This is a genomic window from Mycolicibacter longobardus (assembly GCF_002102265.1).
Taxonomy (GTDB): domain Bacteria; phylum Actinomycetota; class Actinomycetes; order Mycobacteriales; family Mycobacteriaceae; genus Mycobacterium; species Mycobacterium longobardum.
Genome location: NZ_LQPG01000019.1, coordinates 1 through 14064, shown reverse-complemented (window position 1 = coordinate 14064; position 14064 = coordinate 1). Strand labels below are relative to the sequence as shown.

The following is a 14064-nucleotide window of genomic DNA, read 5'->3' as shown; positions in this document are numbered from 1 at the left end:
CGAGTCGGCAGGCGGACATCCTTCCCGCGGCGGGTGTCGCCACGGGAAGGATGCCTGTCGCCCCCCGGGTGAACCGCCTAGACGCTCGGCACCATGTCCGACAGCGACATCAGCAGGTTCAACAGCTGGTCGCTCAGCGAATCGAAGGTTTGCTGCACTTGGATTTGCAGCTCCTCGATGTTCTCCCACAGTGGCAGGGACTGCAGGTCGGCCAGGTCCAGATTGCCCGCAAGAATCTGCGCCACGATTCCGACCGGCGCTACCGTCCCCATCATCAGTCCGCTGGTCAGACCGCCGAGAATGCTCGACCCGACGCTCGCCAGCTCATTGAGCGGGTCGAAGGTCTCTTCGGGAAGGCCGAACATGGTGTACAGCCCGTCGAGGTCGAACTCCGCCATGGGGGTGAAGACGTTGCCGATAACCTCCGGGAACCCCGTCGTCAGCCAAGCCACCGCGTCCCAGCCGGTGTCCAGCATTGGACTCAAGAGCGCGACTTGACCGCCGATCCAATCGCCGAGCCCCGAGATCCCCATGGGCTCCAGCCACGAATCGACCGTGGTTCCGAAGTCGGCCAGGGTCTCGATGGTGGACCGCAACAAGTCGGCGACGAAGGCAACGTAGGGCGCGAGTCCGTCGAATTGTTCCAAGTCGATGTCGCCCAGCCACCCGAAGAGCGGAAGCAGGTCGACCAGTGAATCCGAGATCTCGTCCGGGCTGGCCAGCAGTTCTACGGACGTGACGGTGTGCGTCAGCACCGGCGGGCCCGCCACGACAGCCGGGCCGGCCGCGATCATGCTCGCGCTGGTCAGGGCGACACCCATAGTCGCCAGTGGGCGAATACTTGAGACCATTTCAAACCTCCCCAAAAACAGTGCCATCGCCCATTACAACTGTAAGTTGATGCTGAGCGCTTACTGGGAAAACGCTATTGGCCAGCCTCGTGTGGCCGAAACAGGGAAAACCCTTGCATTTGGCTCGCCAACCCCTGGAAAAGCCCTGGATGAGGCGTGGTCCGCAGTGCCGAGCGGGTTCACCAGGCCTGGTCGAGGTGGCCGTGCCGGGTGATCCAGGCGTGCATCACGATCCCGGCGGCCACCCCGACGTTGATGCTGCGGGTGGAGCCGAACTGAGCGATGGACACCGTCAGATCCGCTCCGGCGCGGGCCTCGTCGCTGATGCCCGGGCCCTCCCGGCCGAACACCAGCAGACAGTCGGCGGGCAGCGCGGTCTGCTCCAGGCGCGCCGCCCCGGCGACGTTGTCCACCGCGACCACGGTCAGGCCCTGCTGCGCGGCGAAATCCAGTAACTCAGCGGTGGTTTCGTGGTGTTGCAGCCGCTGGTAGCGGTCGGTGACCATGGCGCCGCGCCGGTTCCAGCGCCGACGCCCGACGATGTGCACGGTGTGCACGGCGAACGCGTTGGCGGTGCGCACCACCGAGCCGATGTTGGCGTCGTGCCCGAAGTTCTCGATAGCGATGTGCAGCCGGTGCCGCCGCCGGTCGATGTCGGCGATGATCGCCTCACGGGTCCAGTAGCGGTAGGCGTCGACGACGTTGCGGCTGTCGCCTTCGCGCAGCAGTTCCGGGTCGTAGCGGGGGTCGGCCGGCAGCGGGCCCTCCCACGGCCCTACCCCGTTGGCCGGCGGGAACCACTCGGTGGGGCCCGGCGGTTCAGCGAGGCTCGACGGAGGAGAGGCGAAGCTGGGACCGCCGCATGAATCGGCCGCATCGGACGGCTCGGTCACGAGGTGGTCCACACGGCGGCATGCGTGCCCACCACCGACACCGTGGCGTACAGCAGCGCGGCGTTGATCTCGCCGTGCGTGCACAGCGAGGTGGGCACGTGCACCGAGTTCAGCGACGCCTCCGGCAGAATCAGCACCGACGAACCGAACGCGAGGCAATCCGGTCCCAGACCGGGTATCGGTGTGGATGGTCCGGCGATCAGCATCAGGGGCCCGCCGCGCGCTTGTGCGTCCTGGCGGTATCGGCCGGCCACCGCGTCCGCGGTGAAGCTCAGGACCATATAACCGGCGCCGGTGAAGGCTTTCGGGTCGCCGAGAGCAGCCGGAGTAAGCGGGAGCCCATCACCCCGGTAGGCCGCCACGCCCTGTGAGGTGAGCGCCAGGCCGGTGTCCCCCGGATTGACCGGAGCCAGCCCCACCGGGAACGCCGCCCCGTAGGCCACCGTGGTGTCCTTGATCCGGTCGGCCGGCGAGTAGACGTAGACCCCGCGCACCGCGCTGCGTTCCTTGAGCGGCCCCAGGCACACGGTCCCGTTCAGCCGGTCGGGTTCAGTGGCCGCCAGCGGCGTGGGCGCCAACTCCCCCAGGGCGTTGCAGCTGCCCAGACCGGTCGCCTCGAACGGGCGCGCGGGGGTGCCGTACACCCCGAACCGGAAATCGCGGGCCGCGGCGTGCGGGGCATCTGAATCGACGACCTGCGCCTTGACGTCGATCAGGACGTGATCGACCTCCCAGCGCAGGTTGGACAGGGTCATCTCCCAGCCCAGTACGGTCAGTGCCGAATCGATCCGGGCACCCTGGGCGCCGTACGGACCGGTCGCGCCCGGACCCGAGCAGGCCGCCACCCAAGCGACGGCCAGCGCCGACACCACCGCGATGAGAGTCCGCACGACCCGGCCCCGGCGGCTCAGCCCAGGCCCAGTTCGGCCAGGCCGAGCACGCTGCGGTACGGCACGCCCTCGGCCTCGATGGCCTCGGCTGCGCCGGTGGCGCGATCCACCACGGTGGCCACGCCGACGACCTGGCCCCCGGCCTCACGCACCGCACGCACCGCGGTGAGCGCCGACCCGCCGGTGGTGCTGGTGTCCTCTACCACCAGAACCGGCCGGCCCGCCACGTCGGCCCCCTCGATAAGACGTTGCATGCCATGGGCTTTCACCGACTTACGCACCACAAACGCGTCGATCGGCCGACCCGGGGCGTACATGACGGCGGTCGCCACCGGGTCCGCGCCCAGGGTCAAACCGCCCACGGCGACGTAGTCCCAGTCGTCGGTGAGCTGACGGACCAGCCGCCCGATCAGCGCGCCGGCCCGATGGTGCAGGGTGGCGCGGCGCAGGTCGACGTAGTAGTCGGCTTCGGCTCCCGACGACAGTGTCACGCGGCCGTGCACCACCGAAAGCTCACGCACCAACGCGGCCAGTTCGTCGCGCTCGTCGCTGTTAAGTGCGCCCACGGCCCCTCCCGAAGGTGTTGGTCAGTCTCCGGGACACCCCGCGCGGAATCAGCCGGCTAACGCCTACCAATGTCTTGTACTGCAGGCCCGGGATGCTGATCACATCGCCGCGGGCGATGTCGGCCAGGCTCGTCGCGACGACGTCGTCGACCTCCATCCACATAAACGACGGCAGAGTCGCCATGTCGATGCCGGCGCGCTCGTGGAATTCGGTGTGCACATACCCCGGGCAGACCACGTGGATGCCGACACCGGTGCCGTGCAGCCCGCCGGCCAGCCCTTCGGTGAACGACACCACCCAGGCCTTGGACGCCGAGTAGGTCGAGCCGCGCCCGGACAGCAGCCCGGCGACACTGGCGATGTTGATGACGGTGCCGGCGCCCGCCTCGATCATCGCGGGCAGCGCCGCCCGGGTCAGCTGCATCACCGTGGTGACGTTGACGTCCAGTTGCGACTGCAGCAGGGCCGGGTCGGCGGTCCAGAACTCACCGGAGGTGCCGAACCCGGCGTTGTTGACCAGTACCCGCACCCCGGCGCCCAGCCGGTCGGCGACTTTCGCGCGGCCGTCGCCGTCGGCCAGGTCGGCGGGCAGCACCTCGACGGCGCCGCCATGGCTCCCGCGCAGTTCGGTCGCCAATCCCTCCAGGCGTTCGACGTCGCGGGATACCAGGACCAGGTCATATCCGTCGGCCGCGTAGCGGCGCGCGTAGCCGGCTCCCAACCCTGAGGTGGGTCCGGTGACCACAGCGACGGGGCGGGACATGACGGACAGCCTAACGAGGCTGTCAGCGCTGATGGTGCGCGGTCTGCCGGCCGTTGCGACCGGCAGAGGAACGCAGCACGCCCGACGACTCATCCCGGCTCGTCCGGCGGCGCGGCCGCGGCTCGGCGGCCGGGGCGGTGTTACCCAGCGGAGGAGTCGCGGCCCGGGACGGTGCCGGGACCTGTTCGGCGTCGCTGTCGTCGAGCGATTCGACCGCACCGGCCGAACCGAGCGGACGGCTGGGCTGCCCGTTGCGCCGGCCCGCTGAGGCCGCCGCCGCTTCGGCCGGCTGGCGCCGCGGCGTCGGCGGCAGCACCCGCAGCAGGTCGTTGAACTGGCGAACGCTGCGCAGACCCTCGTCCCACTGGGCGCGGGTGCTGGCGATGGGCATGCTCACCAGAGTCCAGTTCGCCTCGTTCCACATGATCTCCGCGCAGTCCGGGGCGGTGTGGGCGAAGGTGACCATCCGCCGGTCGCACGCGCGCCGCGCCGCGTCCAGGTTGGTGGAGTACACCATCCGGGGACCGATCGCGCCGAGCAGCCAGATGTCGTTCTCCCGCGGCTCCTTGAGCCCCTTGAGCCGCACGTCGACCACCACATTGGTGCTGACCCTGCGGTGCAGTGCGATCACCGTCGCCACTTCGTCCAGGTCGAAGATGTAGACGGCCTCGCCGCGAATCTGGCCGAGCACCACGTTGCGGACCGGAGCGTCGCCGACCGTCGACATCACGCCGCGCTTCCAGCGCCGCAGGATCTCAGTGGACTCCGGTTCGAAGTCGAAGCCGTGCGAGCGCGCCCAGGACTTACGTCGCCGGCTGCGGCCGCGACGCTGGTCGATGTCCACGTACAGCAGCACCGCCGCGCCGACAAAACACAGCGCGGACAGCGTGAACCAGAGCGGGACCATTGGACCTAGCGTATCTGCTCTCGGCCCCGAACCGAGAACGCTGGCTGGTCACAACCGTGCATCAGCAGTGTTCCAACAGGTCAACATCACAATTCGATGGGGGTGCCACCGATGATGGTGAGCCCCTTGCCGTCGGGCGCGGTGTAGTCGATGTAGACCGGCTGCTGGGCGAACAAGAAGTTTCCGGTGTTCATGCCGCCGCTGTTGATCACGACCGGGCTACGAAGCAGAGGCCAGTCCTGCGGGTCCTGGTCCCCCGGATACCTGGTCTCGCCGATGGTGTACTCGTACAGCAGCTGCCCGCCGGGGGTGTAGACCTGCACGGTCGTCCCGACCGGCAGAGATCCGTTGGCGGTCGGAGTTACGCCCGCAGCAGTGAGCACCGACCGCGGCATGGTGCCGAACACACCACCCGAGTCGATCACCGAGTTGACCGGTGTCGGGTTTGCCCCGTTGAGGCTCACGTGCAGGGTGGACCACGGCGCCCCCTGAACCACGATCCCGCCCTCCAGCGGGTTGGCCCCAAAGACCAGCTGGCCGCCCGGCTGGTCGATCAACACGCCCTTACCGAGCTCACCTGGCAGGTCAGCGGTCGGAATGTGGTCCACGGTGGGCCCGAGCGCGTTGGGCCCGATCCCCAGGATGCCGGTGGAGGTGCCGGCCAGATAGTCCTCGATAGACCACGGCCCGAAGATGTTGAAGTCCGCCGGGAACGCGAAGAGCACCGCGGCGACCGAGGTGTCGGCGGTGACTGAGCCCGCGACACCGTCCGCGTCGAAGCCGTCGAAGGTAACGGTGGTGGGCAGTTCCAGGTAGAAGTAGTTCAGGTAGCCGCCGAACTGGCCGATGTTGAAGCCGGTCGGCAGGCCGGTGATGCCGAAGGGGTTGATGTTCCAGATCGGTATGACCAGCCCGGCAGCGCCGGTGTCCACCAGTACCTCGGTCTGCGCGCCGCCGCCCACCGAGACATTGACCACCGGCTGGGTGGTCAGATTGACGTCCATCGGGACGGTGAAGCTGGTGGGGAGTTGGTCGACCGGGGTGTCCGGACCGTACGCAACGGCACTGCCCGGTACATCACTCGTAGCGAACAGCCACGGCGCGATGCTGTTGAGCGGGGTGTAGACGAGGTTCTGGTACCAGCCGTCGAACAGCGAGTCCAGCGAGGCCAGGGACGAACCCGGATCGGTGTCGGCAGCGATCCCCGGGTCGACGAAGGAAAACGCATCGAGGATCGGCTGGAAAAGGTCGTCCCAGTCAGCGTTTGCGGCCGGGGCGGGGGTGCTCAATGCCAGGAACGCGCCAGCAGCGCTGATTGCACCCACCAAGCGGTGGCGACGAGCTGACATGGTTACCCCTCCGATGAACTGCCGGATTTTCTCAGTAACCGTCAGGCTAACCGATCAGCTTCAACACCGCATCTGCAAAGGGAGCCCACGCAAAAGTAGGCAAAGGCAAGGTCCCCCGAAATCATTCGGGGGACCTTGCCTTTTGAGCCGGCCTTTCCAGCCGGAACCGTCAGCCCAGGATCAGCGACTCGCCGTCCGGGCTGATGTTGACCGGCACCACATCGCCGTCGTGCACCTCACCGGCCAGCAACATCTTGGCCAGCTGGTCGCCGATCGCCTGTTGGATCAACCGGCGCAGCGGACGCGCCCCGTAGATCGGGTCGAACCCACGGTCGGCCAGCCACTTCTTGGCCTCCAGCGAGACCTCGAGGGTCAGCCGGCGTTGCGCCAGCCGCTTGCTCAGCTGCTCGAGCTGGATGTCGACAATCCGCACCAGCTCCTCAGGGTCCAGGCTCTCGAAGATCAGCACGTCGTCGAGCCGGTTGATGAACTCCGGCTTGAACGCCGCCCGCACCGCCGCCATCACCTGCTCCTCGGTGCCACCCGATCCCAGATTGGAGGTCAGGATCAGGATGGTGTTGCGGAAGTCGACGGTGCGGCCCTGCCCGTCGGTGAGCCGGCCCTCGTCGAGAACCTGCAGCAGCACGTCGAACACGTCCGGGTGGGCCTTTTCGACCTCGTCGAACAGCACCACCGTGTAGGGCCGTCGGCGCACCGCCTCGGTCAGCTGACCGCCCTGGTCGTAGCCGATGTAGCCGGGGGGCGCCCCGACCAGCCGCGCCACCGAGTGCTTCTCGCCGTATTCGCTCATGTCGATACGGACCATGGCGCGTTCGTCGTCGAACAGGAAGTCGGCCAGGGCCTTGGCCAGCTCGGTCTTGCCGACGCCGGTGGGTCCCAGGAACAGGAACGAGCCCGTCGGGCGGTTGGGGTCGGCGACCCCGGCCCGGCTGCGCCGCACCGCATCCGACACCGCCTGCACCGGCTTACGCTGCCCGACAACGCGCTTGCCGAGCTCGTCCTCCATGCGCAGCAGCTTGGCGGTCTCGCCCTCCAGCAGCCGTCCAGCCGGAATGCCGGTCCAGGCACTCACCACATCGGCGATGTCGTCCGGGCCGACCTCCTCCTTGAGCATCACCTGCTCACGGGCTTCGGCCTTGGGCAGCGCCGCCTCGAGCTTCTTCTCCACCTCGGGGATGCGCCCGTAGCGCAGCTCGGCGGCCTTGGCCAGGTCGCCGTCGCGTTCGGCGCGGTCGGACTCGCCGCGCAGCTCCTCCAGCTGCTCCTTGAGTTCGCGGACGATGTCGATGGCGTGCTTCTCGTTCTGCCACCTGGCCGTCAGCTCCGCGAGCTTCTCCTTGTGGTCGGCCAGCTCGGCACGCAGCTTGACCAGCCGGTCCTTGGAGGCGTCGTCCTCCTCCTTGCTCAGCGCCATCTCTTCGATCTCGAGTCGGCGCACCAGGCGCTCGACCTCGTCGATCTCGACGGGCCGGGAGTCGATCTCCATCCGCAGCCGCGAGGCTGCCTCGTCGACCAGGTCGATGGCCTTGTCCGGCAGGAACCGCGATGTGATGTACCGGTCGGAAAGGGTGGCCGCGGCGACCAGCGCCGAGTCGGTGATGCGCACACCGTGGTGCACCTCGTAGCGGTCCTTGAGCCCGCGCAGGATGCCGACGGTGTCTTCGGCCGACGGTTCGCCGACGTAGACCTGCTGGAAACGGCGCTCCAGCGCGGCGTCCTTCTCGATGTACTTGCGGTATTCCTCAAGCGTGGTGGCGCCGACCAGGCGCAGCTCGCCGCGGGCCAGCATCGGCTTGATCATGTTGCCGGCGTCCATCGCGCCCTCGCCGGTGGCACCGGCGCCGACGATGGTGTGCAGCTCGTCGATGAAGGTGATGACCTGACCGGCGGAGTCCTTGATCTCATCGAGGACGGCCTTGAGGCGTTCCTCGAACTCGCCGCGGTACTTGGCGCCGGCCACCATCGAGCCCAGGTCCAGTGCGACGACGGTCTTGTCGCGCAGGCTGTCCGGAACGTCGCCGGCGACGATGCGCTGGGCCAGGCCCTCGACGATCGCGGTCTTGCCGACTCCGGGCTCACCGATGAGCACCGGGTTGTTCTTGGTGCGCCGGGAGAGCACCTGCACCACCCGGCGGATCTCGGTGTCGCGGCCGATCACCGGGTCGAGCTTGCCTTCGCGGGCGCGGGCGGTGAGGTCGGTGGAGTACTTCTCCAGGGCCTGGTAGCTGGCCTCCGGGTCGGGGTTGGTGACCCGGGCGCTGCCGCGCACCTTCGTGAACCCCTCGCGCAGGGCCTGCGGGGAGGCGCCGTGGCCGGTCAGCAGTTTGGCGACATCGGAGTCGCCGGTGGCCAGGCCGACCATCAGGTGCTCGGTGGAGACGTACTCGTCGTCCATCTCGGTGGCCAGTTGCTGGGCGACGGTGATCGCCGCGAGGGATTCACGGGACAGCTGCGGCTGCGCGCTGGCGCCGCTGGCCTGCGGCAACCGGTCCAGCAGGTGCTGATTCTCGGTCCGGATCGTCGCGGGGTTCACGCCAACCGCCTCCAGCAGCGGCGCGGCGATCCCGTCGTTCTGGGTCAACAGAGCCTGCAGCAGGTGCGCGGGCCGGATTTCGGGGTTGCCGGCGGCGGTGGCCGCCTGCAAAGCCGCGGTCAGGGCAGCCTGGGTCTTGGTGGTCGGGTTGAACGAGTCCACGACACCTCCATTTCGGGGTCAGAGCGGGCCTGGAAGAGCCCGGGAAAAATGCTTGTCGGGTTGTTCAACGCCGTCAAGGTTGAGTCTGTTCCGCTCAAGTCCATTTTTGTGCCGAGCAGACGCAGAATCGCACTCCGCGCTGCCGCACGGTGCGATTCTCTTGGGGGTACCTCCCGCTTGCGGGGGACTGCTCGCGGCTGTCAGCTCAAACTGGAATCAGTCGATTCCTAGAATGCGTAGCAGGCGGGCAAACGTATCCTCAAGCCTTGCCCCGATTTGGAGGTGCACATGGTCGACCGAGAGCCGCGGGTGTGGCGCGGCCAGACCCATGATGCCCGGGCCCAGGCACGTCGGGCTCAACTGATCGAGGCCGGGGTGGAACTGATGGGCACCGCGGGCACGGCCGGCGTCACCATGCGCGCGGCATGCCGCCACGCCGGGCTCAGCCTTCGCTACTTCTATGAAAGCTTCAGTGACACCGACGAGCTGATCCTGGCCGTCTACGACCAGTGCAACGCCGAACTGCTCGCCATCATGGCCGGCGTCGCCGGCAAACCGTCTCCGATCAGCGCGGCACTCGACAGCGCGTCAGCCTATTTCGAGGAGGACCCGCGTCGGCTGCGGATCCTGCTGCGCGAGCCGCAGTCCAGCAGTCTGCTCGCCGATCATCGCGCCGAAGTCCTGCCCGGCCTGCTCAGCGCACTGGTCGGCCCGTCCGGCGCCGGGAATTCGTCTCCCGCCGCCGCCGCGCGAGCCATGAGCGCCAGCGCCCTGTCCGGAGCGCTCACCGCGCTGGTTCTCGACTGGGCCGACGGTCGACTGCACGTCAGCCGCGCCGAGCTGGTGGCGTTCGCAGCCGGTCTGGTACGAGCCGAGCTGCGCGCGGCGAGCCCGTCAAAGAACTGACTTCTCGCACGACCCGGCGCCGGGCCGCGGACGCGTCCACAGGTATAGGGCGATCCAGGCGCCGTAGCCCAGCGCCATCCCGGCGTACATCACGGCCGGATCGGTCTGGCCGTGCACACTCAGATAGAGCACAACCCCAGCCACCAGCGCCGGGAGGATAGCCGCGCGCCGCCTCATGGCGAACGCCACGGCCACCAGGACAATCGACGCGAGCAGCAGCCCCGGGCTGATCCGGTGCAGCACGTCCAGCACGGCGGCGAACCAACCCTGGGACTGCGCACCACCGTGCGCAGCGTGACCCACACCCCCGGCGGCAGAGGCGCCGGCCCCGAGCGCCACCAGGATCGCCGGGAGGCAGCAGGCCAACGTACAGGTCAGTGCGGCAAGCACTCCCGCCATCCCGAACCGACGACCGGCAGGTCTCACCGGCCGATCGCGACATTCTGAAGTGGGGGACATCTCCGCCTTCCGCTAGGTGCCGCTGCCAAACCTATACCCCGTATAGGTATCTGGCAAGGGAGACGCGTGGGCGGGAACCCGGTGGGCTACGGTGCTGCCATGACGACCAGCCTGGGTTCGGTGTGGCCTGCGTTGATTCCGCTCGCGCTGGTGGTGGCGCTCTCCCCGATCACCGTTATTCCGGCGGTGCTGGTGCTGCACACCGCACGCCCGCGCGAGACGGGCCTGGCATTTCTGATCGGCTGGCTGGCGGGTCTGGCGGCACTTACCGCGGCCTTCGTAGGCGCGTCCGGTCTGCTGGGCGGGTTGCGCACCACGCCGCCGAGTTGGGCGTCGTGGCTGCGAATCGTCGTCGGTACGGCGCTGATCGCGTTCGGCATCTACCGCTGGACGGCCAGGAACCGGCACAGCGAGATGCCAAGCTGGATGCGCTCATTCACCTCGATGACCCCGCTGCGTGCCGGGCTGACGGCCGCGGCGCTGGCCGTGATACGGCCGGAGGTACTGCTCATGTGCGCAGCGGCCGGACTGGCCATCGGCAGCGCCGGTGTAGGCGTCGCGGACAGTTGGCCGGCGGCCGTGTTCTTCGTCGCTCTCGCCGCATCCACGGTGGTGATCCCGATTCTGGGCTACCTGGCCGCCAGCCACCGGCTGGATCCGGCGCTGAACCGGCTCAAGGAGTGGATGGAGCAGCAGCACGCCGCGCTGGTCGCCGTCGTCCTGGTCCTCATCGGTGCGATGGTGGTCTACAACGGAATTCACGGTTTGTAGTCTCGTCGCCACTCCGGCTTGCGCTTCTCCAGGAACGCCCGGGCGCCCTCGCGGGCATCGGGGAGTTGACTTGCTGCCGCCATGACTTCGATCGCGTAGGCATACGCGGCGTTCTGGTCGAGATCGAGCTGGGTGTACAACGCCTGCTTGCCCAGCCCCTTGCTTTCCGCACTCCCGCGGGTGACCCGCTCGAGCAGCTCCGCGACCGCGCTGTCGAGCTGCCCGACCGGCACCACCTGGTTGACCAGGCCCCAGTCCAGCGCGGTCGCCGCGTCGATCACATCACCCGAAAGCGCCAGCTCCGCGGCCCGTTTGCGGCCGATATTGCGAGCGATCGCAACCATCGGAGTGTGGCAGAACAGACCGGCCTTGCCGCCGGGCGCGGCGAAGGCGGCGGTGTCCGCGGCGACCGCCAGGTCGGCACTGGCCACCAGTTGGCAGCCTGCCGCGGTCGCCAATCCGTGGACCCGGGCCACCACCGGTTGCGGGATCTGCTGCATGGTGACCATCAACTCCGTGCAGATGGTCAGCAGCCGTCGCATGGCGGCATGATCGGCATCCGCCATCTCAGCGAAGTCATGCCCCGCACTGAAGACCGGACCGTTGCCGGCCAGCACGACGCCCCGCGCATCACTGTCGCCGACCGCGCGGAACGCCGCGGTGAGCTCTGCGAGGTGGGCGCGGGAGAGCGCGTTGCGCTGCTCCGGTCGGTTCATCGTGATCGTCGTGAAATCGCCACTGCGGCTGACCTCGATGTACTCATAGCCCATGGCCTCACGGTACGTCGACGTCGCCCGTGGGCGGGACGCTTTAGGATCGCGACCGTGGGCCTTGACGACCGTGATGCACTACAGGTGCTGCGCGACAACTTCACGGCCCCGGACAGCGCCCAGAGCTTCGTCGGCCGCCTCTTCACCCGCTGGTTCGGCGCCAACCCGTCGACCCGCGATCTGTTCCCCGCAGACCTGGCCGCCACCCGCATCGCCTTCGCTCAGGCCATGAGCTGGGTGTACGGCGAGTTCATCGCCCAACGCGCCCAGGAACCGGTGTCGTTTCTGGCTCAACTCGGCCGTGATCATCGTAAATACGGTGTGATGCAACAGCATTACGACTCCATGTGCCGGGTGCTCTACGCCGCCCTGCGCGACGAGCTGAGCGACGACTGGACCGACGCCGTCGACGAGGCCGCTCGCGAGTCACTGAATCTGATCACCGGGGTGATGGGCGGTGCCGCCGACGCCGAGGAGGGCCCGGCCTGGTGGGACGGCACCGTCGTCGAACACCTGCGGGTCTCCCGCGACCTGGCTGTTGTCCGGCTGCAGCTGGATTCCCCGCTGCCCTATCACCCCGGCCAGTACGTCAAGGTCGAGGTGCCGCAGTGCCCGCGATCATGGCGGTACCTGAGCCCGAGCATCCCCGCCGACGAGACCGGAGCGATCGAGTTTCACGTGCGAGCGGTCTCCGCAGGGCTGGTCAGCACCGCGATCGTCAACGAGACCCGGCCCGGTGACCGCTGGCGACTGTCCAGTCCGCACGGCGGCCTGCATGTCGACCGCGACGCCGGCGACGTGCTGATGGTCGCCGGCAGCACCGGTCTGGCGCCGCTGCGGGCGATCATCATGGACCTCACGCGGTGGGGCGTGAACCCGCGCGTGCACCTGTTCTTCGGCGGCCGGTACCCATGCGAGCTCTACGACCTGCCCACCCTGTGGCAGATCGCGGTGCACAACCCGTGGCTGTCGGTGACCCCGGTCTCGGAGTACTCCGCCGACCCGCAGTGGGCCGCCGACTACCCCGAGGTGGCCCCACCGCGGGGGCTGCATGTACGCCAGACCGGACGGCTTGCCGAGGTGGTCACCCGGTACGGCGGCTGGGGCGATCGGCAGATCCTGATCTGCGGCGGGCCGAAGATGACGCGGGCCACCGAGGCCGCACTGATCGCCAAAGGCGCTCCCGCGCATCGCATTCAACACGACCCGCTGTCGGAGTGATGGTGAGCGATCCGCAAGCCTGTCTGCTGTCCGATCCGTCGTCGCCGCTGACGGCGACGTTCGTCCCGAAGGCCGGCATGATCGGAACCTCGCTGTCCGACGGCGGTGTGGAACTGCTCGGCCAGCGCAGGGGCCTGGCAGCCTACGTCTCCGACCAGAAGACCATGGGCATACCACTGCTGTATCCGTGGGCGAATCGTTTGAGTGGCAACGGATACCGGGTGGAAGGAGCCGACGTCACGCTCACCCCCGGAACCGGCGGGGTGCACGCCGACGAGCATGGCGCCCCGATCCACGGCACGCTAGCCGGAGATGACGGCTGGCGGGTGAGCGAGCAGTCGGCGTCGTCGTTGACGGCGGAACTGGACTTCGGGTCGCGGCCCGAGCTGCTGGCGTCCTTTCCCTTCCCGCACCTGCTGGAGATCGCGATCACCCTGACGGACCGCACTCTGACGGTACGCACCGCGGTCACCGCCACGACCGAGACGGCGGTGCCGCTGTGCTTCGGCTTCCACCCGTATCTACGGCTTCCCGGTGTGCCCCGGTCACAGTGGCTCATCGAGACCCCGGCCATGCGGTCTCGGATCGTGGACGCCCGCGGCATACCCACCGGGGCGGTCGAGCCCCACCCGGCCACCACGGAATTGTTGGGCAACAAGGTTTTCGACCACGGTTTCGACGAGGTTCCGGCCGGGGCGGAGTTCGCGGTATCCGGCGGCGGCCGGCGCATCGAGGTGCGCTTCGATCAGGGATATCCGGCAGCGCAGATCTATGCCCCAGCCGCCGAGGACGTGGTCTGCTTCGAGCCGATGGCCGCGCCCACCGATGCACTGCGCCGCGGCGGCTACGACGTGGCCCGCCCGGGTGAACCCGGTGTGGCTCAGTTCTCCATCCGTCTCCGCTGACTCTGCGTCCATGGCGAAGAAGTGCGCCTGAATTCAGGCGGTCGCTGCAACGAATGTGGACGGGTCTGACAGTAGTCGGTCGAGTTCTTCGGCGGGG

Annotated in this window: 14 protein-coding genes; 4 read left to right on the top strand and 10 right to left on the bottom strand. The window is 68.3% G+C overall.

Annotated elements, in window-relative coordinates:
* Positions 1-77: 77 nt before the first annotated feature.
* The 8 genes from AWC16_RS10875 to clpB all read right to left on the bottom strand — a co-directional run bounded on the left by AWC16_RS10875 (position 78) and on the right by clpB (position 8935).
* Complete coding sequence (locus AWC16_RS10875; protein ID WP_085264766.1) at positions 78-821, bottom strand: hypothetical protein; 744 nt, start codon at positions 819-821, stop codon at positions 78-80.
* 209 nt (positions 822-1030) lie between these two features.
* Entirely contained in the window at positions 1031-1744 is a 714-nt protein-coding gene (locus AWC16_RS10870) for a TrmH family RNA methyltransferase (protein WP_085264913.1), read from the bottom strand.
* The gene (locus tag AWC16_RS10865) at positions 1741-2634 is read right to left on the bottom strand and encodes a hypothetical protein (protein ID WP_085264765.1); all 894 of its coding nucleotides are present in this window, start codon (positions 2632-2634) and stop codon (positions 1741-1743) included. The genes AWC16_RS10870 and AWC16_RS10865 overlap by 4 nt, the downstream gene beginning before the upstream one ends.
* A gap of 17 nt (positions 2635-2651) precedes the next feature.
* Positions 2652-3200, bottom strand: coding sequence for an orotate phosphoribosyltransferase (gene pyrE, locus AWC16_RS10860; protein WP_085264764.1), 549 nt, complete (start codon positions 3198-3200; stop codon positions 2652-2654).
* Positions 3187-3963, bottom strand: a complete 777-nt coding sequence (locus AWC16_RS10855; protein ID WP_085264763.1) for an SDR family NAD(P)-dependent oxidoreductase — start codon at positions 3961-3963, stop codon at positions 3187-3189. The genes pyrE and AWC16_RS10855 overlap by 14 nt, the downstream gene beginning before the upstream one ends.
* Positions 3964-3985: 22 nt before the next feature.
* Positions 3986-4870, bottom strand: a complete 885-nt coding sequence (ttfA, locus tag AWC16_RS10850; RefSeq protein WP_085264762.1) for a trehalose monomycolate transport factor TtfA — start codon at positions 4868-4870, stop codon at positions 3986-3988.
* An 86-nt stretch (positions 4871-4956) separates the two neighbouring features.
* Positions 4957-6219, bottom strand: coding sequence for a PecA family PE domain-processing aspartic protease (locus AWC16_RS10845; protein ID WP_085264761.1), 1263 nt, complete (start codon positions 6217-6219; stop codon positions 4957-4959).
* 169 nt (positions 6220-6388) lie between these two features.
* Positions 6389-8935 (bottom strand): ATP-dependent chaperone ClpB, encoded by a 2547-nt coding sequence (clpB, locus tag AWC16_RS10840; RefSeq protein ID WP_085264760.1) that lies wholly within the window; start codon positions 8933-8935, stop codon positions 6389-6391.
* 288 nt (positions 8936-9223) lie between these two features.
* On the opposite strand from clpB, the gene AWC16_RS10835 reads away from it, so the two are divergent.
* On the top strand, positions 9224-9841 hold the full coding sequence (locus AWC16_RS10835; RefSeq protein WP_085264759.1) for a TetR/AcrR family transcriptional regulator: 618 nt from the start codon (positions 9224-9226) through the stop codon (positions 9839-9841).
* On the opposite strand, the gene AWC16_RS10830 is transcribed toward AWC16_RS10835, so the two are convergent.
* The gene (locus AWC16_RS10830; protein ID WP_234812215.1) at positions 9830-10267 is read right to left on the bottom strand and encodes a hypothetical protein; all 438 of its coding nucleotides are present in this window, start codon (positions 10265-10267) and stop codon (positions 9830-9832) included. The two genes, AWC16_RS10835 and AWC16_RS10830, sit on opposite strands and share 12 nt — an antisense overlap.
* Positions 10268-10399: 132 nt before the next feature.
* On the opposite strand from AWC16_RS10830, the gene AWC16_RS10825 reads away from it, so the two are divergent.
* Complete coding sequence (locus AWC16_RS10825; protein ID WP_085264912.1) at positions 10400-11071, top strand: GAP family protein; 672 nt, start codon at positions 10400-10402, stop codon at positions 11069-11071.
* On the opposite strand, the gene AWC16_RS10820 is transcribed toward AWC16_RS10825, so the two are convergent.
* Positions 11059-11841 (bottom strand): enoyl-CoA hydratase-related protein, encoded by a 783-nt coding sequence (locus tag AWC16_RS10820; RefSeq protein WP_085264758.1) that lies wholly within the window; start codon positions 11839-11841, stop codon positions 11059-11061. The genes AWC16_RS10825 and AWC16_RS10820 overlap by 13 nt on opposite strands.
* A gap of 54 nt (positions 11842-11895) precedes the next feature.
* On the opposite strand from AWC16_RS10820, the gene AWC16_RS10815 reads away from it, so the two are divergent.
* Both AWC16_RS10815 and AWC16_RS10810 read left to right on the top strand, forming a co-directional pair.
* Positions 11896-13062, top strand: a complete 1167-nt coding sequence (locus AWC16_RS10815; RefSeq protein WP_085264757.1) for an FAD-binding oxidoreductase — start codon at positions 11896-11898, stop codon at positions 13060-13062.
* 2 nt (positions 13063-13064) lie between these two features.
* Positions 13065-13967 carry an aldose 1-epimerase gene (locus AWC16_RS10810; protein WP_234812214.1) on the top strand — a complete coding sequence of 301 codons (903 nt, stop codon included), beginning with the start codon at positions 13065-13067 and terminating at the stop codon, positions 13965-13967.
* The last annotated feature ends 97 nt before the right edge of the window (positions 13968-14064 follow it).